21 protein-coding genes are annotated in these 26107 nt (G+C 56.2%); 11 read left to right on the forward strand and 10 right to left on the reverse strand.

From position 1 onward, the window contains the following. Positions 1-151 precede the first annotated feature (151 nt). The 3 genes from aceE (at position 152) to lpdA (ending at position 6322) form a co-directional block, all read left to right on the forward strand. Positions 152-2815: a pyruvate dehydrogenase (acetyl-transferring), homodimeric type gene (gene aceE / locus FHN83_RS15625; RefSeq protein WP_039030351.1), complete on the forward strand. Its 2664-nt coding sequence runs from the start codon at positions 152-154 to the stop codon at positions 2813-2815. A gap of 14 nt (positions 2816-2829) precedes the next feature. Beyond that, positions 2830-4722: a pyruvate dehydrogenase complex dihydrolipoyllysine-residue acetyltransferase gene (gene aceF, locus FHN83_RS15630; RefSeq protein ID WP_139564341.1), complete on the forward strand. Its 1893-nt coding sequence runs from the start codon at positions 2830-2832 to the stop codon at positions 4720-4722. 175 nt (positions 4723-4897) lie between these two features. Next, the gene (gene lpdA / locus FHN83_RS15635) at positions 4898-6322 is read left to right on the forward strand and encodes a dihydrolipoyl dehydrogenase (RefSeq protein ID WP_039030349.1); all 1425 of its coding nucleotides are present in this window, start codon (positions 4898-4900) and stop codon (positions 6320-6322) included. Between the two features lie 55 nt (positions 6323-6377). Here lpdA and FHN83_RS15640 read toward each other — a convergent pair whose 3' ends face one another. Both FHN83_RS15640 and FHN83_RS15645 read right to left on the reverse strand, forming a co-directional pair. Then, on the reverse strand, positions 6378-7172 hold the full coding sequence (locus FHN83_RS15640) for a DUF2950 family protein (RefSeq protein ID WP_139564342.1): 795 nt from the start codon (positions 7170-7172) through the stop codon (positions 6378-6380). Between the two features lie 11 nt (positions 7173-7183). Beyond that, positions 7184-8806: a DUF3300 domain-containing protein gene (locus FHN83_RS15645; protein WP_138370445.1), complete on the reverse strand. Its 1623-nt coding sequence runs from the start codon at positions 8804-8806 to the stop codon at positions 7184-7186. A gap of 510 nt (positions 8807-9316) precedes the next feature. Between FHN83_RS15645 and acnB the strand changes: the two genes are divergently transcribed. Both acnB and yacL read left to right on the forward strand, forming a co-directional pair. Next, positions 9317-11914: a bifunctional aconitate hydratase 2/2-methylisocitrate dehydratase gene (acnB, locus tag FHN83_RS15650; protein WP_072036672.1), complete on the forward strand. Its 2598-nt coding sequence runs from the start codon at positions 9317-9319 to the stop codon at positions 11912-11914. A gap of 181 nt (positions 11915-12095) precedes the next feature. Continuing rightward, positions 12096-12458, forward strand: a complete 363-nt coding sequence (gene yacL / locus FHN83_RS15655) for a protein YacL (protein ID WP_039030345.1) — start codon at positions 12096-12098, stop codon at positions 12456-12458. A gap of 30 nt (positions 12459-12488) precedes the next feature. Here the strand turns inward: yacL and speD are convergent, their stop codons facing one another. The 3 genes from speD to FHN83_RS15670 form a co-directional block, all read right to left on the reverse strand. Beyond that, complete coding sequence (speD, locus tag FHN83_RS15660; RefSeq protein WP_039030344.1) at positions 12489-13283, reverse strand: adenosylmethionine decarboxylase; 795 nt, start codon at positions 13281-13283, stop codon at positions 12489-12491. A 5-nt stretch (positions 13284-13288) separates the two neighbouring features. Beyond that, positions 13289-14146, reverse strand: a complete 858-nt coding sequence (gene speE / locus FHN83_RS15665; RefSeq protein WP_139564343.1) for a polyamine aminopropyltransferase — start codon at positions 14144-14146, stop codon at positions 13289-13291. Positions 14147-14256: 110 nt separating this feature from the next. Next, complete coding sequence (locus tag FHN83_RS15670) at positions 14257-14604, reverse strand: YacC family pilotin-like protein (RefSeq protein WP_039030342.1); 348 nt, start codon at positions 14602-14604, stop codon at positions 14257-14259. A gap of 145 nt (positions 14605-14749) precedes the next feature. Here FHN83_RS15670 and cueO point away from each other — a divergent pair, with 145 nt between their 5' ends. Then, positions 14750-16291, forward strand: a complete 1542-nt coding sequence (gene cueO / locus FHN83_RS15675) for a multicopper oxidase CueO (protein WP_139564344.1) — start codon at positions 14750-14752, stop codon at positions 16289-16291. A gap of 95 nt (positions 16292-16386) precedes the next feature. Here the strand turns inward: cueO and FHN83_RS15680 are convergent, their stop codons facing one another. Continuing rightward, complete coding sequence (locus tag FHN83_RS15680; RefSeq protein WP_138370448.1) at positions 16387-18777, reverse strand: glucose/quinate/shikimate family membrane-bound PQQ-dependent dehydrogenase; 2391 nt, start codon at positions 18775-18777, stop codon at positions 16387-16389. Positions 18778-18982: 205 nt separating this feature from the next. Between FHN83_RS15680 and hpt the strand changes: the two genes are divergently transcribed. After that, positions 18983-19519 (forward strand): hypoxanthine phosphoribosyltransferase, encoded by a 537-nt coding sequence (gene hpt, locus FHN83_RS15685; protein ID WP_138370449.1) that lies wholly within the window; start codon positions 18983-18985, stop codon positions 19517-19519. Positions 19520-19608: 89 nt separating this feature from the next. On the opposite strand, the gene can is transcribed toward hpt, so the two are convergent. After that, positions 19609-20271: a carbonate dehydratase gene (gene can, locus FHN83_RS15695; RefSeq protein WP_039030338.1), complete on the reverse strand. Its 663-nt coding sequence runs from the start codon at positions 20269-20271 to the stop codon at positions 19609-19611. A gap of 107 nt (positions 20272-20378) precedes the next feature. Between can and FHN83_RS15700 the strand changes: the two genes are divergently transcribed. From FHN83_RS15700 to FHN83_RS15715, 4 genes are all read left to right on the forward strand, one after another. Next, a complete protein-coding gene (locus FHN83_RS15700) occupies positions 20379-21305 on the forward strand; it encodes an ABC transporter ATP-binding protein (RefSeq protein WP_039030337.1) in 927 nt (308 codons plus the stop codon). Then, a complete protein-coding gene (locus FHN83_RS15705; RefSeq protein ID WP_032616576.1) occupies positions 21302-22072 on the forward strand; it encodes an ABC transporter permease in 771 nt (256 codons plus the stop codon). The genes FHN83_RS15700 and FHN83_RS15705 overlap by 4 nt, the downstream gene beginning before the upstream one ends. Before the next feature lie 105 nt (positions 22073-22177). Next, positions 22178-22618: a PTS sugar transporter subunit IIA gene (locus tag FHN83_RS15710; RefSeq protein ID WP_139564345.1), complete on the forward strand. Its 441-nt coding sequence runs from the start codon at positions 22178-22180 to the stop codon at positions 22616-22618. Positions 22619-22683: 65 nt separating this feature from the next. Further along, positions 22684-23931: a polysaccharide deacetylase family protein gene (locus FHN83_RS15715; RefSeq protein ID WP_139564346.1), complete on the forward strand. Its 1248-nt coding sequence runs from the start codon at positions 22684-22686 to the stop codon at positions 23929-23931. Positions 23932-23933: 2 nt separating this feature from the next. Here FHN83_RS15715 and panD read toward each other — a convergent pair whose 3' ends face one another. The 3 genes from panD to panB all read right to left on the reverse strand — a co-directional run bounded on the left by panD (position 23934) and on the right by panB (position 26057). After that, the gene (panD, locus tag FHN83_RS15720) at positions 23934-24314 is read right to left on the reverse strand and encodes an aspartate 1-decarboxylase (RefSeq protein WP_039030334.1); all 381 of its coding nucleotides are present in this window, start codon (positions 24312-24314) and stop codon (positions 23934-23936) included. A gap of 85 nt (positions 24315-24399) precedes the next feature. Continuing rightward, on the reverse strand, positions 24400-25254 hold the full coding sequence (gene panC, locus FHN83_RS15725; protein WP_138370452.1) for a pantoate--beta-alanine ligase: 855 nt from the start codon (positions 25252-25254) through the stop codon (positions 24400-24402). An 11-nt stretch (positions 25255-25265) separates the two neighbouring features. Next, positions 25266-26057, reverse strand: a complete 792-nt coding sequence (panB, locus tag FHN83_RS15730) for a 3-methyl-2-oxobutanoate hydroxymethyltransferase (RefSeq protein WP_039030332.1) — start codon at positions 26055-26057, stop codon at positions 25266-25268. Between the last annotated feature and the right edge of the window lie 50 nt (positions 26058-26107).

The raw sequence follows: 26107 nt of genomic DNA on the forward strand, positions 1-26107 counted from the left end.
AAGCGCGCGAATCCCCAGGAGCATAGTTAACTATGTGACTGGGGTGAGGAAGCGCAGCCAACAAAGAGACAGCCTGAAATATGAAGAAAAGAAAGTGCAATGGGACAGGTTCCAGACAAATCAACGTATTAGATAGATAAGGAATACCCCCATGTCAGAACGTCTCCAAAATGACGTGGATCCGATCGAAACTCGCGACTGGCAACAGGCGATCGAATCGGTCATCCGTGAAGAAGGTGTTGAGCGCGCTCAGTATCTGATTGAACAGATGCTTTCTGAAGCCCGCAAAGGCGGTGTGAAAGTAGCTGCAGGTGCAGGGGCTAACAACTACGTAAACACGATTGCCGTCGAAGACGAACCGGAATACCCGGGCAATCTGGATCTGGAACGCCGCATCCGTTCTGCAATTCGCTGGAACGCCATCATGACCGTTCTGCGCGCGTCCAAAAAAGATCTGGAGCTGGGCGGCCACATGGCTTCCTTCCAGTCTTCCGCAACCGTTTATGAAGTGTGCTTTAACCACTTCTTCCGCGCGCGCACCGAGAAAGACGGCGGCGACCTGGTGTACTTCCAGGGCCACATCTCTCCGGGCGTCTACGCACGTGCGTTCCTGGAAGGTCGTCTGACTGAAGAGCAGATGAACAACTTCCGTCAGGAAGTTCACGGTAAAGGTCTGTCTTCTTATCCGCACCCGAAACTGATGCCAGAATTCTGGCAGTTCCCGACCGTATCTATGGGTCTGGGTCCAATCGGTGCGATCTACCAGGCTAAATTCCTGAAATATCTGGAACACCGTGGCCTGAAAGACACCTCCCAGCAGACCGTATACGCCTTCCTGGGCGACGGCGAGATGGATGAGCCAGAATCTAAAGGTGCGATCACCATCGCAACCCGTGAGAAGCTGGACAACCTCTGCTTCATCATCAACTGTAACCTGCAGCGTCTGGATGGTCCGGTAACCGGTAACGGCAAGATCATCAACGAACTGGAAGGCATCTTCGCAGGTGCTGGCTGGAACGTGATTAAAGTCATGTGGGGCGGTCGTTGGGATGAGCTGCTGCGTAAAGACACCAGCGGTAAACTGCTCCAGCTGATGCAGGAAACCGTTGACGGCGACTACCAGACCTTCAAATCCAAAGACGGTGCCTATGTACGTGAGCACTTCTTCGGTAAATACCCTGAGACCGCAGCCCTGGTTGCAGACTGGACTGACGATCAGATCTGGGCCCTGAACCGTGGTGGTCACGATCCGAAGAAAGTCTACGCTGCACTGAAAAAAGCGCAGGACACCAAAGGCAAAGCAACTGTAATCCTGGCGCATACCGTTAAAGGTTATGGCATGGGTGACACTGCCGAAGGTAAAAACATCGCGCACCAGGTTAAGAAAATGAACATGGACGGCGTGCGTTATATCCGCGACCGTTTCAACGTTCCAGTGACCGACGAGCAGGTTGAAAACCTCTCTTACATCACCTTCCCGGAAGGTTCTGAAGAGCACACCTATCTGCACGCCCAGCGTCAGAAGCTGAACGGCTACCTGCCGTCTCGCCAGGTGAACTTCACTGAGAAACTGGAACTGCCAGCGCTGGAAGACTTCTCTCAGCTGCTGGAAGAGCAGAACAAAGAGATCTCCACCACTATCGCCTTCGTGCGTGCCCTGAACGTGATGCTGAAGAACAAGTCGATCAAAGATCGTCTGGTTCCAATCATCGCTGACGAAGCGCGTACCTTTGGTATGGAAGGTCTGTTCCGTCAGATCGGTATCTACAGCCCGAACGGTCAGCAGTACACCCCGCAGGACCGCGAGCAGGTTGCATACTACAAAGAAGACGAGAAAGGTCAGATCCTGCAGGAAGGTATCAACGAGCTGGGCGCAGGCGCATCCTGGCTGGCTGCTGCGACCTCTTACAGCACCAACAACCTGCCGATGATCCCGTTCTACATCTACTACTCCATGTTCGGTTTCCAGCGTATCGGTGACCTGTGCTGGCAGGCTGGCGACCAACAGGCTCGCGGCTTCCTGGTAGGGGGTACTTCCGGTCGTACGACCCTGAACGGTGAAGGTCTGCAGCACGAAGATGGTCACAGCCACATTCAGTCTCTGACTATCCCTAACTGTATCTCTTACGACCCGTCTTACGCGTACGAAGTGGCAGTCATCATGCATGACGGTCTGACCCGTATGTACGGTGAAGCGCAAGAGAACATTTACTACTACATCACCACCCTGAACGAAAACTACCATATGCCGGCTATGCCAGCAGGTGCCGAGGAAGGTATCCGTAAAGGTATCTACAAACTCGAAACCATCGAAGGTAGCAAAGGTAAAGTTCAGCTGCTGGGCTCCGGTTCTATCCTGCGTCACGTCCGTGAAGCAGCGCAGATCCTGGCGAACGACTACGGCGTAGGTTCTGACGTGTACAGCGTCACCTCCTTCACCGAACTGGCGCGTGATGGCCAGGATTGCGAGCGCTGGAACATGCTGCACCCACTGGAAACTCCACGCGTTCCTTACATCGCTCAGGTGATGAACGACGCGCCAGCGGTGGCGTCTACTGACTATATGAAACTGTTCGCTGAGCAGGTTCGTACTTACGTTCCAGCTGATGATTATCGCGTACTGGGTACTGACGGCTTCGGTCGTTCTGACAGCCGCGAAAACCTGCGTCACCACTTCGAAGTTGATGCTTCTTACGTGGTTGTAGCAGCACTGGGCGAACTGGCTAAACGTGGCGAAATCGATAAGAAAGTGGTTGCGGAAGCAATTACCAAATTCAACATCGATGCAGAAAAAGTTAACCCGCGTCTGGCGTAAGAGGTAAAAGAATAATGGCTATCGAAATCAATGTACCGGACATCGGGGCTGATGAAGTTGAAATCACCGAGATCCTGGTCAAAGTAGGCGACAAAGTTGAAGCTGAACAGTCGCTGATCACCGTAGAAGGCGACAAAGCCTCTATGGAAGTCCCGTCTCCTCAGGCTGGCATCGTCAAAGAGATCAAAGTCTCTGTGGGCGATAAAACCGAGACTGGCAAACTGATCATGATTTTCGATTCCGCCGACGGTGCAGCAGCTGCTGCACCTGCGCAGGAAGAGAAGAAAGAAGCTGCTCCGGCTGCCGCTGCTCCAGCAGCTGCCGCGGCAGCGAAAGAAGTTAACGTGCCTGACATCGGCGGTGACGAAGTTGAAGTCACTGAAATCCTGGTGAAAGTGGGCGATACCGTTGCGGCTGAGCAGTCACTGATCACCGTAGAAGGCGACAAAGCCTCTATGGAAGTGCCTGCGCCGTTCGCGGGTACCGTTAAAGAGATCAAGATCAACACCGGTGACAAAGTCTCTACCGGCTCCCTGATCATGGTCTTCGAAGTGGCGGGCGCTGAAGGCGCTGCGGCTCCAGCGAAAGCGGAAGCTGCTCCGGCACAGGCCGCTGCACCAGCAGCCGCTGGCGGCGCGAAAGACGTTAACGTACCTGACATCGGCGGTGACGAAGTTGAAGTGACCGAAGTGATGGTGAAAGTGGGCGACAAAGTTGCCGCTGAACAGTCACTGATCACCGTTGAAGGCGACAAAGCTTCTATGGAAGTTCCTGCGCCATTCGCCGGTACCGTTAAAGAGATCAAAATCAGCACCGGCGACAAAGTCTCTACCGGTTCCCTGATTATGGTCTTCGAAGTAGAAGGCGCTGCGCCTGCAGCAGCTCCGGCTGCCGCTGCTGCTGCTGCACCGGCTCAGGCGGCTAAACCTGCTGCTGCTCCGGCTGCTAAAGCGGAAGGCAAATCTGAGTTTGCTGAAAACGACGCTTACGTCCACGCTACCCCACTGATTCGTCGCCTGGCGCGTGAATTCGGTGTGAACCTGGCGAAAGTGAAAGGGACTGGCCGTAAAGGTCGTATCCTGCGCGAAGACGTTCAGGCTTACGTTAAAGAAGCGGTGAAACGCGCTGAAGCGGCTCCTGCTGCTGCCACCGGCGGCGGTATCCCGGGCATGCTGCCATGGCCGAAAGTGGACTTCAGCAAGTTCGGCGAAATCGAAGAAGTGGAACTGGGCCGTATCCAGAAAATCTCTGGTGCCAACCTGAGCCGTAACTGGGTGATGATCCCGCACGTTACGCACTTCGACAAAACCGATATCACCGATCTGGAAGCGTTCCGTAAACAGCAGAACGCCGAAGCTGAGAAGCGTAAACTGGACGTGAAATTCACCCCAGTGGTCTTCATCATGAAAGCCGTTGCTGCGGCACTTGAGCAAATGCCACGCTTCAACAGCTCCCTGTCCGAAGATGGCCAGAAGCTGACGCTGAAGAAATACATCAACATCGGTGTTGCGGTTGATACGCCAAATGGTCTGGTTGTTCCGGTCTTCAAAGACGTGAACAAGAAGAGCATCACTGAGCTGTCCCGTGAACTGACCGTGATCTCCAAGAAAGCGCGTGATGGCAAGCTGACTGCTGGCGAAATGCAGGGCGGTTGCTTCACCATCTCCAGCATCGGCGGCCTGGGTACTACCCACTTCGCGCCGATTGTTAACGCGCCGGAAGTGGCGATCCTGGGTGTGTCCAAGTCCGCGATGGAGCCGGTATGGAATGGCAAAGAGTTCATGCCGCGTCTGATGATGCCAATCTCTCTGTCCTTCGACCACCGCGTGATCGACGGTGCTGATGGTGCTCGCTTCATTACCATCATCAACAACACCCTGAGCGACATTCGCCGCCTGGTGATGTAATCGAAGAGCCGGCCTGACGGCCGGCTTTTTTCTGGTAATCTCATGAAGTTTGTGTGGTTATTAGCGAAAGCGACAATTCGTGAGCCGTTTGTTGTTTCAAAATTGTTAACAATTTTGTAAACTGCGGGCGGATTGAACGACCCGGTGGACGACGGGTATAAATTAAGAGGTCATGATGAGCACAGAAATCAAAACTCAGGTCGTAGTACTTGGGGCAGGCCCGGCAGGTTATTCCGCAGCATTCCGTGCCGCGGATTTAGGTCTGGAAACCGTCATCGTAGAGCGTTACAACACCCTCGGCGGTGTTTGTCTGAACGTCGGCTGTATCCCTTCTAAAGCGCTGCTGCACGTTGCTAAAGTTATCGAAGAAGCCAAAGCGCTGGCTGAGCACGGTATCGTCTTCGGCGAGCCGAAAACCGATATCGACAAAATTCGTACCTGGAAAGAGAAAGTTATCACCCAACTGACCGGTGGTCTGGCCGGTATGGCCAAAGGCCGTAAAGTGAAAGTGGTAAACGGTCTGGGTAAATTTACCGGGGCAAACACCCTGGAAGTGGAAGGCGAAAACGGCAAAACCGTAATTAACTTCGACAACGCGATCATCGCGGCGGGCTCCCGTCCGATCGAACTGCCGTTCATTCCACATGAAGATCCGCGCGTGTGGGATTCCACCGACGCGCTGGAACTGAAAACCGTTCCAAAACGCCTGCTGGTTATGGGTGGCGGTATCATCGGTCTGGAAATGGGTACCGTGTACCATGCGCTGGGTTCAGAGATTGACGTGGTTGAAATGTTCGACCAGGTTATCCCGGCTGCTGACAAAGACATCGTTAAAGTCTTCACCAAACGCATCAGCAAGAAGTTCAACCTGATGCTGGAAACCAAAGTGACTGCCGTTGAAGCGAAAGAAGACGGTATTTACGTTTCCATGGAAGGCAAAAAAGCCCCTGCGGAAGCACAGCGTTATGACGCGGTGCTGGTGGCTATCGGTCGTGTACCGAACGGTAAAAACCTCAATGCAGGTGCAGCGGGCGTGGAAGTTGACGACCGCGGCTTTATCCGCGTTGATAAACAGCTGCGCACCAACGTGCCGCACATCTTTGCTATCGGCGATATCGTCGGTCAGCCAATGCTGGCACACAAAGGTGTTCACGAAGGCCACGTTGCCGCAGAAGTTATCGCCGGCATGAAGCACTACTTCGACCCGAAAGTGATCCCATCTATCGCGTACACCGAGCCAGAAGTTGCATGGGTTGGTCTGACCGAGAAAGAAGCGAAAGAGAAAGGCATCAGCTACGAAACCGCCACCTTCCCGTGGGCTGCTTCTGGCCGTGCTATCGCTTCCGACTGCGCAGATGGTATGACCAAACTGATCTTCGACAAAGAGACTCACCGTGTGATCGGTGGTGCGATTGTCGGCACCAACGGCGGCGAGCTGCTGGGTGAGATCGGCCTGGCGATCGAAATGGGCTGTGACGCTGAAGACATCGCGCTGACCATCCACGCTCACCCGACTCTGCACGAGTCAGTTGGCCTGGCGGCAGAAGTGTTTGAAGGCAGCATCACCGACCTGCCAAACGCGAAAGCGAAGAAGAAGTAATTCTTCCGGCATGAAAAAAGCGGCTCAAGAGCCGCTTTTTTTTATGCCTGAAAGATTACTGGGCGACCAGCTGCCAGCGGTCGTCCGGTTTAAACGCCGACATCGCTTTCGCTTCCTCTGCCGACTTCTCGCCGAGATTCGCCTGCCACACCCGATCGTCGCCGTTGATCATAAAGCTCATCACCCCGGTTTCGCCGTAGCTTACCGGCCAGGCGATCATCGCGAAGCCTGATTTGGTATCCGGCAGAATACGGAAGTGATAGCCGTGATAACCCTGACCGGGCTCTTTCGGGCTGAAGGCCGGGCCAAGCGGGCTGGGCGCTTCGCCAGGTTTTACCGGCCAGTACAGGCCATCTTTTTTGCCCTCGCTGCTGACAATCTTCTGCGCGTAGTGCGTGGTGAGGGCGTAGTAGCTGTCCTGGGCATCCACATAGGCATGCAGCGCTTCAATGGCGGCGAGCTCGTTGCGACCCACCTCGCGATTCAGGATCTCCTCTTTGGCTTCCTGCATGTCGAAATGCCAGCCTTTGTCGGTTTTCACCACCGGGATCGGCAGCTGCCAGTGGTACTCCCCGACGGTCAGCCATGCCATGTCGCCGTCTATCACCGTATGGTGGTTTACCTGCCAGTCGCGTTTAAAGCGATCCACGGCCTCGGGGTCGACGCCATCCGCCGGTAAGAAGCTGCGCCAGTCTTCTCCGAGAAGGTCGCCCAGCGCCGTTTCGTTCTGCTCGTTGATGGCTTTTGCCAGCGCATCGGTCGCCTGTTCGGGCGTGCTGAAATGGTGTTGGGCAAAGACGCCGGTCGATACCATGAACAACATCATTCCGCTGAGTAGTTTACTTTTCATTGTCGTCTCCCTTAACGATGACGGAATTCACGGTGTTCGCCACCACTGCGGCGCTCAGACATCTGCGCCCGACCGCCGCTGCGTTCGACATTGCGGGCCGTCTGCTGACGGCTCTGCATGCCGCGCTGCTGCTGCGCCTGCCAGTTGGCCGAGCGGCTGTCGTTGCCGCTGAGCGCATTGGCCCGCTGGTGCGTCTGCATCGCACGCTGTTGGTTCTGTGCGGTGCGCTGCTGAGTTTGTGCCTTGCGGGTGGTCTCCTGGCGTGCCGCCGTACGCTGCGTATCGCGCTGGGTGCTGGTAGCCCGTTTCGCCGTTTGCGGTCGATCGTTGTCGTATCCGCGGTAGTTGTTGCGCTGGGAGATTTGATTCAGCTGCTTATTTGCCGCCTGACGCTGCCCGTCGCGGGTGGCAGGACGCGCCGTCTGCGACAGGTTTTTACCCGTTGAACGCTCCATCTGGGTCATTGCCGCCTGGCGCTGGGCGTCGCGGTTGGCACCACCCTGCGGGGCAGCTGTGCTGAGGCTGGTGGTATTCCGGCGCACCGCAGGCGTGTTCTGCGCGTAGCGATTATTTAGCTGGCTGGAGGCATAAGGCACGCCGCCGCGATAGGCCGGGTTGTGCTGCCAGCCACGATTGGCATCAAGCCGCTCCCCGCTGATTTTATTGAAGTTATCCACGTTGATATTGATGTTGTTATCACCGTTTCGCGAATAACCGCCGTGGTGATCGTCATCGTGGTGATGGTGATCCCAGTCGTCATCGTCATCCCAGTCGATGTTGCTGAAGATGGCGTAGGTCGTCGCCACGCCGAGACTAAAGCCAAGCCCTTTGACCAGGCTGTCGGTGAACTGCTCCCCCGGAGGCGGCGGCAGATAGACCGGCGGATAGCTGGTGTTAGGCCAGGTGCCGTAGACCGTGCTGGGGTTGTAGGTCGGGACGTAAACTACCTGCGGATCGGCGGATTCAATCTTGATGACCGTCGGGGCAGGGGCCGGGGTTGATGTGGTCGATGTGGATGTGGTGGACGATGAGCTCACTTTGGCGGGCTCGGTTTTCGTCACGGTGGTCACCTTCTGCTGCGGCGTGGACTGCAGCGCGCCGGTCTGCTGCGCCAGCAGACGTAAGCGCTGGACGGAGTCCATCACATCCTTCGGCTGGGCCAGAAACGCATCGCCGAGACTCTGCACCCACGGCGGGTTTTCCCCCATCAGCGACATCAGCTGCGGGAAGGCGACCAGCGATTTCACGCTCGGATCCCAGGGCTGCCCGGCGACGGCCTGAATAGCCGCATCCCCCTGCATGCGCGGGTTGTCACGCGACCACTGCGCCGCCTGTATCACGTTCGTCGGATAGGTTGCGGCCATTAAAATCTGCGACAGCAGGGCATCCGGATAGAGCGCGATGGGTGCCACCCACTGGTCGATCTGCGCGGCGGTATAGACCACCGGCGCGGGTTGCCCCTGAGCCGGTGCAGGAGCTGATGCAGTTTGTGCTGTCGGTGCGGGCTGTGCCGGCGGTGGTGGCTGAGTGACGGTCTCAGGCGCACGGCTGTTGACGTAGACAACGCCAGATGCGGCTAACAGCCCGGCGCTACACAGGAGAACAAGCAGATGTGGCTTAAAGGGCAACTTCATAGTAAGACTCCGACGAAAGCGAGGCCGTGAGGCGTTTACGTTGCCGCGAGTATATGCACCCGGGTATTACTTTTTTGACTTAAACTGGGAACCGTTGCGAATGGCCTGATAAAGAGTGTGAGCAGTTATTACACAGATTATATCCGATGGCGAAAAACGCGTTGGGGTATTCAAACCCGCTTGCAAGTCATCTTATTGCGTAGCAAAATCTTTCTCGTTGGGGTTTTGCCACAAATCTGCCAACCCGGTGTGCTACCACCGCAAGGCAACAAACTAACCGCTTAAGGGCGGTTTTTTTGTGCCTGAAATTCTTCCCGCCTCGCCGCTATACCATGCTTAACGATTCAGCAAACAATTTAATGTTGCTTTTTTGTAAACGGATTAACACTGTCTGAAAATCCTGCTATGCTGCCCGACGCGGTATCGGGCATATACCCTACAAACTGCTGTCTCACAGGAGCGTGAAGAGAACGCCCGCCGCATATGACAATGAGAGCGAGGAGAACCGTCGTGCTAGAAGAATACCGTAAGCACGTAGCAGAACGTGCCGCCGAGGGGATTGTACCCAAACCTTTAGATGCAACCCAAATGGCCGCGCTCGTCGAGCTGCTGAAGAATCCGCCAAAAGGCGAAGAAGAATTCCTGTTAGATCTGTTGATCAACCGCGTACCGCCAGGCGTAGATGAAGCTGCCTACGTAAAAGCCGGTTTCCTTGCTGCGATTGCCAAAGGCGAAGCAACCTCCCCACTGGTTACCCCTGAAAAAGCGATTGAACTGCTCGGCACCATGCAGGGTGGTTACAACATTCATCCGCTGATTGATGCGCTGGACAGCGACACGCTGGCGCCGATTGCCGCTAAAGCCCTGTCCCACACGCTGCTGATGTTCGATAACTTCTACGACGTAGAAGAGAAAGCCAAAGCGGGCAACCGCTATGCGAAGCAGGTTATGCAGTCCTGGGCTGATGCCGAATGGTTCCTGAGCCGCCCTGCGCTTGCAGAAAAAATGACCGTCACCGTCTTCAAGGTGACCGGTGAAACCAACACCGATGACCTGTCTCCGGCACCGGATGCCTGGTCACGCCCGGATATCCCACTGCACGCCCTGGCGATGCTGAAAAACGCCCGTGAAGGCATTGAGCCGGATCAGCCAGGCGTGGTCGGCCCGATCAAACAGATCGAAGCGCTGGCACAGAAAGGCTTCCCGCTGGCGTACGTCGGTGACGTGGTCGGGACCGGTTCTTCCCGTAAATCGGCAACCAACTCCGTGCTGTGGTTCATGGGTGATGATATCCCGAACGTGCCGAACAAACGCGGCGGCGGTCTGTGCCTCGGCGGTAAAATCGCACCTATCTTCTTCAACACCATGGAAGATGCCGGCGCACTGCCAATTGAAGTGGACGTTAACAACCTGAACATGGGCGACGTGATTGACGTTTACCCGTTCAAAGGTGAAGTGCGTAACCACGAAACCAACGAGCTGCTGGCGAGCTTTGAACTGAAAACCGACGTGCTGATCGACGAAGTGCGTGCTGGTGGCCGTATCCCGCTGATCATCGGTCGTGGCTTGACCACCAAGGCGCGTGAAGCGCTGGGTCTGCCGCACTCAGACGTATTCCGTCAGGCGAAAGACGTGGCGGAAAGCGACCGTGGTTACTCTCTGGCGCAGAAAATGGTAGGCCGCGCGTGCGGCGTAGCCGGTATCCGTCCGGGTGCCTACTGCGAGCCGAAGATGACCTCCGTGGGCTCTCAGGACACCACCGGTCCAATGACCCGTGACGAACTGAAAGACCTGGCGTGCCTGGGCTTCTCTTCTGATCTGGTGATGCAGTCCTTCTGCCATACAGCGGCCTATCCGAAGCCGGTTGACGTCACCACCCACCACACCCTGCCAGACTTCATCATGAACCGCGGCGGTGTCTCCCTGCGTCCGGGCGACGGCGTTATCCACTCCTGGCTGAACCGTATGCTGCTGCCAGATACCGTGGGTACCGGTGGTGACTCCCACACCCGTTTCCCGATTGGGATCTCCTTCCCGGCGGGCTCCGGCCTGGTGGCGTTTGCCGCTGCGACCGGCGTAATGCCGCTGGACATGCCGGAATCCGTTCTGGTGCGTTTCAAAGGTAAAATGCAGCCGGGCATCACCCTGCGCGACCTGGTGCATGCGATCCCGCTGTACGCTATCAAGCAGGGCCTGCTGACCGTTGAGAAGAAGGGCAAGAAGAACATCTTCTCTGGCCGTATCCTCGAGATCGAAGGTCTGCCGGATCTGAAAGTGGAGCAGGCGTTCGAACTGACCGATGCGTCCGCTGAGCGTTCTGCTGCCGGCTGTACCATCAAGCTGAACCAGGCGCCAATCGAAGAGTACCTGACCTCCAACATCGTGCTGCTGAAGTGGATGATTGCAGAAGGCTACGGCGACCGCCGTACGCTGGAGCGTCGTATTCAGGGCATGGAGAAATGGCTGGCGGATCCACAGCTGCTTGAAGCCGACGCTGATGCAGAATATGCCGCAGTGATCGACATCGATCTGGCCGACATTAAAGAGCCAATCCTGTGTGCGCCGAACGATCCGGACGACGCGCGTCTGCTCTCTGACGTTCAGGGCGACAAGATTGACGAAGTGTTCATCGGCTCCTGCATGACCAACATCGGTCACTTCCGTGCGGCCGGTAAGCTGCTGGATACCCATAAAGGCCAGCTGCCAACCCGTCTGTGGGTGGCTCCGCCAACCCGTATGGACGCGGCGCAGCTGACCGAAGAGGGTTACTACAGCGTGTTTGGTAAGAGCGGTGCGCGTATCGAAATCCCTGGCTGTTCCCTCTGTATGGGTAACCAGGCGCGCGTGGCGGACGGTGCGACGGTGGTTTCCACCTCTACCCGTAACTTCCCGAACCGTTTAGGTACGGGGGCAAACGTCTACCTGGCCTCTGCGGAGCTGGCGGCGGTTGCGGCGCTGATTGGCAAACTGCCAACGCCGGAAGAGTACCAGACCTTTGTGGCTCAGGTTGATAAGACTGCGGTGGATACCTATCGCTATCTGAACTTCGACCAGCTCTCTCAGTACACCGAGAAAGCGGACGGGGTTATCTTCCAGACTGCAGTATAAAACCTGACCCCTCACCCTAACCCTCTCCCCATAGGGGAGAGGGAACAATTACACCCTCTCCCCTTTGGGGAGAGGGCCAGGGTGAGGGGTATTTTTTATTTTCATTCCTTCCACCCGTTCCGCTTTTTTTCTTCCTCCGGGCTGCGATAATTACTGCAAGAGCTTTGCAGAGGAAAATACTATGGATTACGAATTTCTGCGTGATATCACCGGTGTGGTGAAAGTGCGTATGTCGATGGGCCACGAAGTGGTCGGTCACTGGTTCAATGAGGAAGTGAAAGAGAACCTGAGCCTGCTCGATGAAGTGGAACAGGCTGCACGCACGGTAAAAGGCAGTGAACGATCCTGGCAACGTGCCGGCCATGAATACACGCTGTGGATGGACGGCGAAGAGGTCATGGTTCGCGCCAATCAGCTGGAGTTTTCCGGCGACGAGATGGAAGAGGGGATGAGCTACTACGATGAAGAGAGTCTGTCGCTGTGCGGCGTAGAGGATTTTCTGCAGGTGGTAGCGGCCTACCGCGAGTTTGTGAAACAGAAATAATATCAGGAGCGTCCCTGCTCCAGACGGGTCTTATACGGTCGCGATATTGCGGCCGTAGTAAATTTCACGCATCTCTTTCCACAGAAGGTCGGTAATGACCTTGCGCTCTTCTTCGCTTAAATCTTCCGGCCGGGTATGGAACATGTAGTGCTTAAGATCGAACTCCTTAAGCAGCATCTTGGTATGGAAGATATTCTCCTGATAGACGTTCACATCCATCATGTCATACAGCGCTTTCATATCCTCGGACATGAAGTTCTGAATCGAGTTAATTTCATGATCGATAAAGTGCTTCATACCGTTGATATCACGGGTAAAGCCGCGCACACGATAGTCGATGGTCACGATGTCAGACTCAAGCTGATGAATTAAGTAATTCAGCGCATTGAGCGGGGAGATCACGCCGCAGGTCGAGACTTCAATATCGGCGCGGAAGGTACATAACCCGCCTTCAGGATGGCTCTCCGGGTAGGTATGCACGCAGATATGGCTTTTATCGAGATGGGCTACCACCGCCTCCGGCAGCGGGCCGGGGTGCTCGGTATGGTCGATGAGCCCAGGATCAACGGGCTCTTCGCTGACCAGAATGGTCACGCTGGCGCCCTGGGGTTCATAATCCTGACGGGCGATGTTCAGGATATTGGCGCCGATAATAGAGCAGGTTTCTGACAGGATCTCGGTCAGTCGGTTGGCGTTATAGAGTTCATCGATATAGGCGATATAACCATCGCGCTCTTCCGCCGTTTTTACATAGCAGATATCGTAAATACAAAAACTCAGGCTTTTGGTCAGGTTGTTAAAGCCATGCAGTTTCAGCTTTTTCAATTCATTCACCCCCTCAGAGCATCTTGCAAATATTGTGGTAAGGCAAAGGCTGCGGTATGCACGGCCGGATTGTAGTAGCGGCAGGCCAGATTCGCCTGCTGGAAGCGCGCCTGAATAATGCCGGTAGAGAGATGGCGCAGGGCTTCGTTGTCCGTCGCCCAGGCAAAGGTCATCACGCCGCCGTAGTAGGTCGGGATCGCCGCCTGGTAGAAGCTGACGTCAGTAAAGTAGTGGCTCAGCTTACGGTGGCTGTCGATGGCCTCGTCCTGCTGCAGGAAGCAGACGCCGTTCTGCGCCACGAAGACACCGCCGGGATTCAGGCAGCGTTTGCAGCCCTCGTAGAACGCCGAGGTAAACAGGCTCTCCCCTGGCCCAATCGGGTCGGTGCAGTCGGAGATGATCGCATCGAAGGTGCGCGTCGTCTGGTTAACAAAATTAACGCCATCGTCGATGACCAGCGTGAAACGCGGATCGTCGTAGCTACCGGCATTGTGGTTAGGCAGATACTGGCGACAGAAGGAGACCACGCCAGCGTCGATCTCGACCATGGTGATGCTTTCGATGGATTTGTGGCGGGACACTTCGCGCAGCATAGCGCCGTCGCCGCCGCCGATAATCAGCACATGTTTCGCGTTGCCGTGCGCCAGCAGCGGGACGTGAGTCATCATTTCATGATAGATGAATTCATCACGTTCTGTGGTTTGCACCACGCCATCCAGCGCCATCACCCGGCCAAAGGCCGCGTTTTCGAAAATGATCAGATCCTGATGATCGGTTTTCTCATGATAGAGCACGTTATCAATGGCAAAGTACTGCCCAAAATGGTCATGCAGCGTTTCATGCCACACATTTTTTTCGGCCATGGGATGATACCTCCTTTGTTAACACCCGCTTAAAACGGGGGCAACATCATAGCTAACAATGACCGTGGTTGCACGGTCATAAATTCAGCAAAGGGGCATCGGGAGAAGAGTTACTTAACGTAGGCGAGGAGGCTCAGCGAGTCGCGAGCCAGGGCTTTACATTTTTTTGCCGTAGGGATGCCGATGCCGCTGAGATCGCGGTAGCTGTCTTCACCGAGGGTTTTCATATCGAAACTGTCGTAGTTGCTCAGATCCCACTGGTTCTGCTGAGCAAAAAAGACCAGTGCGCGACGGATCTGGCCGTTAGGTAAGTTCTGGTAGCCGCAGTCGTTTTTCAGAAACACAAACACCGCCGTTAAATCCGCCATATCTTCGGCTTCATTTTCACTCAGCGCATAGCTGTTTGCGCAGCCCATCATTAGTGTGGTGAACAGGATTGTTCGGAAAAACGTCTTCATTGCTTCTACCAATACGTCACGGAAATTCAACGTTAGCACACTTCCCGCCGGTGCGACGATCTTTATTATTGCTGCTTTTCTTGACCTTCCGGCAAGGGGAGGGTTTATGCTCAGGAGATCGACTGCTGCGAATAAGGAGATGAACATGCAACGCCGTGATTTTTTAAAATATTCTGCCGCCCTGGGTGTCGCCAGTGCGCTTCCGCTCTGGAGCCGCGCGGCTTTTGCCGCCGACCGGCCCGTTTTGCCTATCCCGAATTTACTCACCCCGGATGCGCGTAATCAGGTGCGCCTGGTGGTGCAGGCGGGCAAAACCACGTTTGGACCACACAACGCCACCACCTGGGGCTATAACGGCAACCTGCTGGGCCCGGCTATCCAGCTGCGCAAGGGAAAAGCGCTGACCGTTAACATCCACAACACCCTGAACGAAGAGACCACCGTCCACTGGCACGGTCTGGAAGTGCCGGGAGAGGTAGACGGCGGCCCGCACGGCATCATTAAGCCAGGCGGCCAGCGGACGGTGACCTTTACGCCGGATCAGCGGGCGGCAACCTGCTGGTTCCATCCCCATCAGCACGGCAAGACCGGGCATCAGGTGGCGATGGGATTAGCCGGTCTGGTCCTGATTGATGATGACGAAAGCCGCCTGCTGCGCCTGCCGAAGCAGTGGGGCATCGACGATGTGCCGGTAGTCGTGCAGGACAAGAAATTTACCGCCGACGGGCAAATTGACTATCAGCTGGATGTGATGAGCGCCGCGGTGGGCTGGTTTGGCGACACCCTGCTGACCAACGGGGCGATTTACCCCCAGCACAATGCGCCGAAAGGCTGGCTGCGCCTGCGACTGCTCAACGGCTGTAACGCCCGCTCGCTCAACTTCGCCGCCAGCGATAAGCGACCGCTATACGTCGTTGCCAGCGACGGCGGGCTGCTGGCTGAGCCGGTTAAAGTGACCGAACTGCCGATGCTGATGGGCGAGCGTTTTGAAGTGCTGGTGGACATCAGCGACGGCAAGCCGTTTGACCTGATTACTCTGCCGGTGAGCCAGATGGGGATGGCGGTGGCGCCATTCGATAAACCGCAGCCGGTGCTGCGCATTCAGCCGCTGCTGGTCACCGCCTCGGGCGCGTTGCCGGATACGCTGGCCAAAATGCCCGCTCAGCCGTCGCTCGAAGGCCTGACCCAGCGCAAGCTCCAGCTGTCGATGGATCCGATGCTCGATATGATGGGCATGCAGGCATTGATGAAGAAGTATGGCGACCAGGCGATGGCGGGGATGCATCACGGCCAGATGGGCCATATGAATCACGGCCAGATGGATCACAGCATGCACGGGTTTGATTTCCATAACGGCAACCGGATTAACGGCAAAGCCTTCGATATGCACACCCCGCAGTTTGCTGCTGCCAAAGGGCAGTACGAGCGCTGGGTGATCTCAGGCGAAGGCGACATGATGCTGCATCCATTCCATATTCACGGTACCCAGTTCCGCATCCTGACGGAAAACGGCAGGCCGCCAGCGGTACATCGTGCGGGCTGGAAAGACACGGTACGCGTAGAGGGTGGGGTGAGCGAGGTGCTAGTGAAGTTCGATCATGACGCGCCGAAAGAGTACGCCTATATGGCGCACTGCCATCTGCTGGAGCATGAAGATACCGGGATGATGCTGGGGTTCACGGTGTAAAAAAGCCCGGTGGCGCTAACGCTTACCGGGCCTACAAAACAAGATGTGCACGAACCGTAGGCCGGGTAAGGCGTAGCCGCCACCCGGCTTTTTAGTTACTTCGCGTCGTCAGGCAGCGCATAAGCAACAATGTAGTCGCCCATCTTCGTACCAAACGAACCGTGACCACCGGCAGAGATGACAACGAACTGCTTGCCATTCACTTCATAGGTCATCGGTGTGGCCTGTCCACCGGCTGGCAGACGTCCCTGCCACAGCTTTTCACCGTTGCTCATGTTGTATGCGCGCAGGTAGTTATCCGCGGTCGCACCAATGAACAGCACGTTACCGGCGGTGGAGATTGGGCCACCCAGCATCGGCATACCCATATTGAACGGCACCGGGATCGGCATCGGGAACGGCATGCTGTCCTGTGGCGTACCAATACGTTTTTTCCAGACGACCTGGTTGGTTTTCAGATCCAGCGCTGAAATATAACCCCAGGCAGGCTGTTTACACGGCAGGCCAAACGGAGACAGGAACGGGTTCAGCGTTACGCCATACGGCACGCCGTACTGCGGCTGAATGCCGGATTCAGTACCTGTACCCTGCGCGTCTTTCGGCTGTTCCATCGGATTGCCCGGGCCACGTGGGATCAGCTTAGAGACAAACGGCAGCGCCATCGGGTTGGCAATCGCCACCTGACGGTTCGGATCAACGGAGATACCGCCCCATTCGAACATCCCCAGGTTACCCGGGAACACCAGCGTACCCTGCTCGGACGGCGGGGTGAAGATGCCTTCATAGCGCATCTGATGGAACATCACGCGGCACACCAGCTGATCGAACATGGTGGCGCCCCACATGTCCGCCCCGCTGAGATCTTTCTTCGGACGGAAGCTCAGATCGGAGAACGGCTGGGTTTTGGTGACGTAGTCGCCTTTCGCCGCACCCTGCGGAACCGGTTTTTCCGGTGCCGGTACGACCAGCTCGCCGTTACGACGGTCCAGCACAAAGATATTGCCGGTTTTAGCCGGAGCATAGATCACCGGTACGGTTTTACCGTTAACGGTAATGTCCGCCAGCGTCGGCTGGGACGGCATATCCATATCCCACAGATCGTGGTGAACGGTCTGGTAGCTCCACGCCAGTTTCCCGGTGGTCGCATTCAGGGCCACGACAGAGCTGGCGTAACGCTCCTGCTCCGGCGTACGGTTGCCACCCCAGATATCCGGCGTGGTCACGCCCATCGGCAGATAAACCAGGTCCAGCTTCGCGTCATAGGCAGCAGGTGCCCAGGAGTTTGGCGAGTTGAAGGTGAAGGTGTGTTCATCCGACGGGATAGCGTTTGGATCTTTCGCACCCGGATCGAAGGCCCACAGCAGCTTACCGGTGTTGACGTCAAAGCCGCGGATCACGCCGGAGGTTTCGCGAACGGAGAAGTTATCCGTTACCGAACCGGCAATCACGATGGTTTTATCGGTGATGATCGGCGGGGAAGTCGGCTCATACAGACCCGGGGTCTGATCCGGCATGTTGGTCTGCAGGTTCAGCACGCCTTTGTTTGCAAAGGTTTCGCACAGCTTGCCGGTTTCAGCGTTAAGGGCAAACAGACGACCGTCGTTCACCGGCAGCATGATGCGACGCGGACAGTCGGCGATCACTTCAGGGCTGGCGTTATCAGCGCGTGCTTCGTGATAAGAGACGCCACGGCAGGTCACGTGCTGGAACTGATTGTTTGTTTTCAGCTGCGGATCGAAGTGCCATTTCTCTTTACCGGTGGCCGCATCAAGCGCGAACAGACGCTGGTGGGCGGTACACAGGTAGAGCATGTTGCCCACTTTAATCGGGGTCACTTCGTTGGTCAGTTCGCCCGGATCGTTCGCTTGTTTCAGATCGCCGGTACGGAATACCCAGGCTTCTTTCAGATTGTGCACGTTATCGGCATTAATCTGTTTCAGCGGGGAGTAGCGCTGACCTTCCTGGTTACGCCCGTAGGCAGGCCAGTCGGCATCGGCTACCTCAGAGATCGCCGCTGCAGGGGTTGAATCCGCATTCAGGGTACCTTTCACTTCCTGCGGATCGTTAAAGCCCGCCCAGGTCAGCATTCCGCCGGTGATCAGCAATGCCACCACCAGCGCGGCAACCGCACCGCTGGAGCGCACCAGCAGGCGACGCCAGACGAAGGGCAGGATCAGCCAGATACCGAAGAAGACCAGAATATCGCTACGCGGCGTCAGGGCCCAGAAGTCAAAGCCGACCTCCCATACGCCCCAAATCATCGTAGCCAGCAGCAGGGCAGCGTAGAGCCACAGTGCCGATTGTTTACTGCGCCATAGAAGGAACGTCACGCCAAGCATGACGATGCCTGCAACCGGGTAGTACCAGGAGCCACCAATGGCCACCAGCCACACCCCGCCGATTAACAGATACAGTCCGCAGAATGCAGCGAACAGCGCTGTTAGCCTCACGAGTAAACGTGAATGTTGGATTTTTGTTTCCGCCATAAAAGACACTCTATAAGTTTGTTAATTATTTAGTAGCAATTAATTATAGGCTTTAACAAGTGTGATCGGAATCACAAATCTGGCTTTTATGAACTGATGCGCCAGGAGGATTCATTTGCTGGTATACTTCAGGGCTTATGAAGCGATGCCGGACGCGAATCCATCGGCATTGAGAAATTCGTTATAAAATCATACGGTTAGTAAAATGAAACATACTGTTGAAGTGATGATCCCGGAAGCGGAGATCAAAGCGCGTATCGCCGAACTCGGTCGTCAGATCACCGAACACTACAAAGACAGCGGCAGCGAAATGGTGCTGGTGGGTCTGTTACGCGGTTCCTTCATGTTTATGGCCGATCTCTGCCGCGAAGTGCAGGTGTCCCATGAAGTCGATTTTATGACCGCCTCCAGCTATGGCAGCGGCATGTCGACCACCCGTGATGTGAAAATTCTCAAAGACCTGGATGAAGACATTCGCGGTAAAGATGTCCTGATCGTGGAAGACATCATCGATTCCGGTAACACCCTGTCAAAAGTACGCGAAATTCTCAGCCTGCGTGGCCCTAAATCGCTGGCGATTTGCACCCTGCTGGACAAACCGACCCGTCGTGAAGTGAACGTTCCCGTGGAGTTTGTCGGTTTCTCAATCCCGGATGAATTCGTGGTGGGTTACGGCATTGACTACGCCCAGCGCTATCGCCATCTGCCGTATGTCGGCAAAGTGGTGCTGCTGGACGAATAAGGTGGGTATTGCCCGGTGGCGCTCCGCTTACCGGGCCTACGGGACGTGCCGTTGTAGGCCGGGTAAGGCGAAGCCGCCACCCGGCTTTTTTATTTGTGGTTATCGTGCTTCTGGGTGAGGTTGGACAGGCCCTGACGGTAGCGCTGCTCCAGGGTTTCCCGGTTGGTGGCGGTTACGTCCAGATCCCGCAGCAGGCCATCATGAATACCGTAGGCCCAGCCGTGGATCGTCACCTTCTGCCCGCGTTTCCAGGCAGAGCGCATAATAGTGGAGTGGCCCAGGTTGTAGACCTGTTCCATCACGTTCAGTTCGCACAGGGTATCCAGGCGACGCTCCTGCGGCATTTGCCCCAGCAGTGAGCTATGTTTGAACCAGATATCACGAATGTGCAGCAGCCAGTTGTCGATAAGGCCCAGTTCCGTGTTTTCAACCGCTGCCTGGACGCCGCCGCAGCCGTAGTGACCGCAAATAATGATGTGTTCCACTTCAAGAACATCAACGGCATACTGCACCACCGACAGGCAGTTCAGGTCGGTGTGGATCACCAGGTTTGCAACGTTGCGGTGGACGAACAGTTCGCCAGGTTCGAGGCCGGTCAGACGTTCAGCCGGCACGCGGCTGTCGGAGCATCCAATCCAGAGAAAGCGTGGTTTTTGCGCCTTAGACAGTTTCTCAAAAAATCCGGAATCTTCTTCCAGCAGCATCTTTGACCATAGTGCGTTATTGCTGATGAGTGTATCTATGTCATTCATGGAGGCTAACGGCCTGTAACCGAGTGATTGCGTTGCGCTACTATAGGGTAACCCGACTTTTAATGAAACCACACAACGTGTGTCAGAACTATAGGTAAGTTTAATTCATGGCGATTGCACTTGAGCTTGAGCAACTTAAAAAAACCTATCCGGGGGGCGTCCAGGCGCTGCGCGGCATAGATCTCAAAGTAGAAGCCGGTGATTTTTATGCGCTTCTGGGGCCTAACGGGGCAGGTAAATCCACCACTATCGGAATTATCAGCTCGCTGGTGAATAAAACCTCCGGCCGGGTAAGCGTGTTTGGCTACGACCTGGAGAAAGACGTGGTCAACGCCAAACGCCAGCTGGGGCTGGTGCCGCAGGAATTTAACTTCAATCCGTTTGAGACCGTTCAGCAGATTGTGGTCAACCAGGCAGGCTACTACGGCGTGGAGCGCAAAGAGGCGGTTGAGCGCAGCGAAAAATACCTTAAACAGCTCGATCTGTGGGAAAAGCGCAACGAACGTGCGCGGATGTTATCCGGCGGCATGAAGCGTCGTCTGATGATTGCCCGCGCCCTGATGCATGAGCCAAAACTGCTGATTCTGGATGAGCCCACCGCCGGGGTCGATATCGAGCTTCGCCGCTCAATGTGGGGCTTTTTGAAGGATTTAAACGACAAAGGCACCACAATCATCCTCACCACTCACTATCTGGAAGAGGCGGAGATGCTCTGTCGTAACATCGGCATCATTCAGCACGGCGAGCTGGTGGAAAACACCTCGATGAAAGCGCTGCTCTCCAAGCTGAAATCAGAAACCTTTATTCTCGATCTGGCGGCGAAAAGCCCGCTGCCGAAGCTGGAAGGCTATCAGTATCGCCTGGTGGATACCTCAACGCTGGAAGTGGAAGTGCTGCGCGAGCAGGGGATCAACAGCGTCTTCAGCCAGCTGAGCCAGCAGGGGATTCAGGTATTAAGTATGCGTAACAAAGCAAACCGACTGGAAGAGCTGTTCGTCTCGCTGGTCCATGAGAAACAAGGAGATCGCGCATGATGCAGCTTTACTGGGTGGCGCTGAAAAGTATCTGGGCCAAAGAGATCAACCGCTTTATGCGCATCTGGATCCAGACCCTGGTGCCGCCGGTGATCACCATGACCCTCTACTTTATTATCTTCGGCAACCTGATCGGCTCGCGGATCGGTGAGATGCACGGCTTCACCTACATGCAGTTTATCGTGCCGGGCCTGATCATGATGGCGGTGATCACCAACGCCTACGCCAACGTGGCGTCGTCGTTCTTCAGCGCCAAGTTCCAGCGCAACATTGAGGAGCTGCTGGTGGCCCCGGTGCCTACGCACGTTATCATCGCCGGTTACGTCGGCGGCGGGGTGGCGCGCGGGCTTTGCGTCGGCGTGCTGGTCACGGCCATTTCGCTGTTCTTCGTGCCGTTCCAGGTTCACTCCTGGCTGTTTGTCGGCCTGACGCTGCTGCTGACGGCGGTACTGTTCTCGCTGGCGGGCCTGCTGAACGCGGTGTTCGCCAAAACCTTTGACGACATCAGCCTGATCCCGACCTTCGTCCTGACGCCGCTGACCTATCTCGGCGGGGTGTTCTACTCCCTGACGCTGCTGCCGCCGTTCTGGCAGGGGTTGTCACACCTGAACCCGATCGTCTATATGATCAGCGGCTTCCGCTTTGGCTTCCTCGGGATTTCCGACGTGCCGCTGGCGACCACCGTTGGCGTGCTGGTGATCTTTATCGTTGCCTTCTACCTGCTGTGCTGGAACCTGATCCAGCGCGGACGCGGACTGCGCAGCTAATCCTCAGGCCCGGCGGCGTTCTGCTGCCGGGCTGCTTTATTGACCACAGTCACCCCCGAATCTTCACCCTGCCGCTAAACTACCCCTTTCTGATGAGAGGTGACGATGCTGGGTTGGGTAATAACGTGTCATGATGAACATGCGCAGCAGATGGCGGATCAACTCGCCGTCCGCTTTGGGCCGCTGGCGCAGTGCCAGGTGGTGAATTTCTGGCGCGGCCTCAGCTGCAATATGCTCAGCCGCATGCTGTGCGATGCCCAGCATCAGGTCGACAGCGGTGACGGGGTGATCTTTCTGACCGATATCTCCGGCGCGGCGCCGTATCGCGCGGCAGCGTTACTGAGCCACAAACATGAAAACTGCGAAGTGATCTCCGGCATCAGCTTGCCGCTGCTGGAGATGATGTATCCCCTGCGAGAAATGACCGACAGCAGCGGCTTTCGCGACACCATCGTGGCCCGCGGCGCGCCGGACGTCAGCAGCCTGTGGCATCAGCAGCAGAAAAACCCGCCCTTTGTCCTGCTCCAGGGTCTGGAGAAATATTAAGCATTGGTATTGCTGACGCTTTTGTTACAATGGCGTCCGATTTTCGTCCTGAATAACTTTCAACTATGTCCGCGCGCATCCTTTTCCTGCTTCTGCTGCTGATCTCCGGCGGCGCATCTGCCAGTCTGTTAAGCCAGCAAGGGGCTCCGGCCCGCTATATGCAAACCACCGAAGATGCGGCTATCTGGGCGCAGGTGGGCAACAACGTTGTGACGGTGGGCAACGTGCGTGCCGGGCAGATCGTGGCGGTCGTTCCTACGTCGGCGGATTACTATGAGTTTCGCTTTGGCTTTGGCACCGGCTTTATCGACAAAGGGCATCTGGGCGAGGTGCAGGGGAAACAGCGGGTGGAGGATAGCCTTGGCGATCTGAACAAGCCGCTCAGCAACCAGAACTTGATCACCTGGAAGGATACTCCGGTCTACAACGCGCCCAGCGCAGGCAGCGCCCCGTTCGGCACCCTGGCGGACAATCTGCGTTATCCGATCCTCAACAAGCTCAAGGATCGCCTGAATCAGACCTGGTATCAGATCCGCATCGCCAACCGCCTGGCCTGGGTCAGCAGCCTGGATGCGCAGGAGGATAACGGCCTGCCGGTGCTGACCTATCACCATATTCTGCGTGACGAAGAGAACACCCGTTTCCGCCATACCTCAACCACCACCAGCGTCCGCGCCTTCAACAACCAGATGGCCTGGCTACGTGACCAGGGGTACGCCACGCTGAGCCTGTATCAGCTCGAAGGCTACGTACGCAATAAGATGAACCTGCCGGCCCGGGCGGTGGTGATCACCTTTGACGACGGCCTGAAATCGGTCAGCCGCTATGCCTGGCCGATCCTGAAGCAATACGGCTTTCACGCCACGGCGTTTATTATCTCCTCGCGGATCAAAGCCCATCCTTTGAAATGGGATCCGAAGTCGCTGCAGTTTATGAGCATTTCCGAGCTGCGGGAGATCCAGGATGTGTTTGACGTGCAGTCGCACACCCATTTCCTGCACCGGGTGGATGCGAATCGCCATCCGATCCTGCTGAGCCGCAGCTATCACAATATCCTGATGGATTTCAAACACTCCCGTCGGGCGCTGGCGCAGTTTAACCCGCACGTGCTCTACCTCTCGTACCCGTTTGGCGGCTACAACGATATCGCGGTAAAAGCTGCGAATGATGCCGGTTTCCATCTGGCGGTGACGACGGTAAAAGGGAAGGTGAAACCGGGAGATAATCCGTTCTTACTGAAGCGCTTGTACGTTCTCAGAACGGATTCTTTAGAGACCATGTCGCGGCTGATCAGCAATCAGCCGCGGGGGTAGGATCAGGCAACCTGGACAGGGATCGCTTTCGCGGTGCGTTTCATCTCGTTGTCGCCTTCGAAGTAGGCGACTTTCGGCTGCCAGCGGCGGGCCTCTTCGTCGGACATCATGACAAAGCTTGCGATGATGACGATGTCACCCACGTTGGCACAGTGCGCTGCCGCACCGTTCACGGAGATGATTTTAGAGCCCCGTTCTGCCGCGATAGCATAGGTTGAGAAACGATTGCCGTTGCTCACATTCCAGATATCAATGGCTTCGTTTTCAAGAATACCCGCCGCGTCGAGAAAATCCTGATCGATCGCGCAGGAGCCTTCATAGTGCAGATCGGCCTGAGTGACCTTCACACGGTGAAGCTTACCTTGCAGCATTTTGCGAATCATGATGTTACCTTTACTCTTCTTCGTAACCCACTTGCCCGCAAGTGGGGAGGGAAACTAATCCGTTAGCTATCTAGCAGCTCAATAGTTACTGAGCCAGTTCAACGACAGTATTGTCGATCAGGCGCGCCTGACCGAGCCACGCAGCAACCAGGATCACCGCGCGTTTGCTGGTGGCAGACAGTTCCAGCAGCGTATCGGCATCGCGGATCTGAATATCATCAGCCCGGAAACCTTTTTCATTCAGCTCTTGTTCGGCAATGGCGATAATCTCTTCGCTGCTGAGCGCTTTCTGCTGCAGCTTTTCGACCATGGCACTCATCACTTTGTACAGGCCCGGCGCGATTTTGCGCTGGTCTGGCGTCAGATAGCCGTTGCGCGAGCTCAGCGCCAGGCCGTCTTTGGCGCGCACGATGGGCACGCCAACGATGTCAATGTCGTAGCCCATGTCGGCCACCATCTTGCGGATCAGCGCCAGCTGCTGGAAGTCTTTCTCACCGAAGCAGGCGATATCCGGCTGCACCAGGTTAAACAGCTTGCTGACGATGGTAGAGACGCCGCGGAAATGACCCGGTCGGCTGGCCCCTTCGAGCATGGTGGAGATGCCCGGCACATCCACAAAGGTGGTCTCTTCGGTGCCCTTCGGATAGACATCATTCGGGGCCGGGGAGAAGACGAAATCAACCTGATGCTTTTTCAGCTTCTCGCAATCTTCCTGCAGCGTGCGCGGGTAGCGGGCCAGGTCGTCGGCGCGGTCAAACTGCATCGGGTTGACGAAAATACTCACCACCACCACATCGGCGCGGGCTTTGGCTTCGTCCACCAGCTTCATATGACCGTCATGCAGGTTGCCCATGGTAGGCACCAGCGCGATACGTTTACCTTCCTGGCGCAGGCGGCGAATATGCTGGCGCAGCAGCGGCAGGGTTTCAATGATTAGCACAACAAGACTCCTTACTGGAAACTGTGTTCTTCACCCGGGTAAACACCCGATTCAACGTCGGCAATATACTGCCTGACTGCGCCGCGCATGTCGCCTGCGTCGATAAGGAAATTCTTCGCAAATTTCGGGATGTGCCCGCCGGTAATACCAAACGCATCGTGCATCACCAGGATCTGGCCGTCGGTGACGTTACCGGCACCAATGCCGATCACCGGAATAGAGAGCGCCTCGGTGATGCGTTTCGCCAGCGCCACCGGCACGCACTCCAGCACCAGCAGCTGTGCGCCTGCGGCTTCTAAGGCCAGCGCATCATCAAACAGCGTCTGGGCAGCGTCACCGCGCCCCTGCACCTTGTAGCCGCCAAAGATATTGACCGACTGCGGGGTTAATCCCAGATGACCGCAAACCGGCACCGCGCGCTCGGTCAGCATGCGGACGGTGTCAACCAGCCAGGCGCCGCCTTCCACTTTGACCATGTTGGCCCCGGCGCGCATTACGGTGGCGGCACTTTCAAACGCCTGCTCCGGCGTGGCGTAGGCCATAAACGGCAGATCGGCGAGCAGCAGGCAGGCCGGTGCCCCGCGGCGCACCGCCCGGGTGTGATAAGCAATATCGTCTACCGTCACTGGCAGGGTGGAGTCATGTCCCTGGACCGTCATCCCTAACGAGTCGCCGACCAGCATGACGTTGATACCCTCTTCGGCAAAGAGTTTTGCGAAGCTGTAGTCATAGGCCGTAATGGTGGCGAAGCGCTGCTTGTCCTGCTTGCATTTCTGCAAGGTGGCGATGGTGGTTGGTTTCATACTGTTTCCTGATAGCCCAAAGCGAATCTGTGCGCATTCTAACAGTAACA

This window comes from Leclercia adecarboxylata, from assembly GCF_006171285.1.
In the GTDB taxonomy this organism is placed as follows: Bacteria; Pseudomonadota; Gammaproteobacteria; order Enterobacterales; family Enterobacteriaceae; genus Enterobacter; species Enterobacter barmai.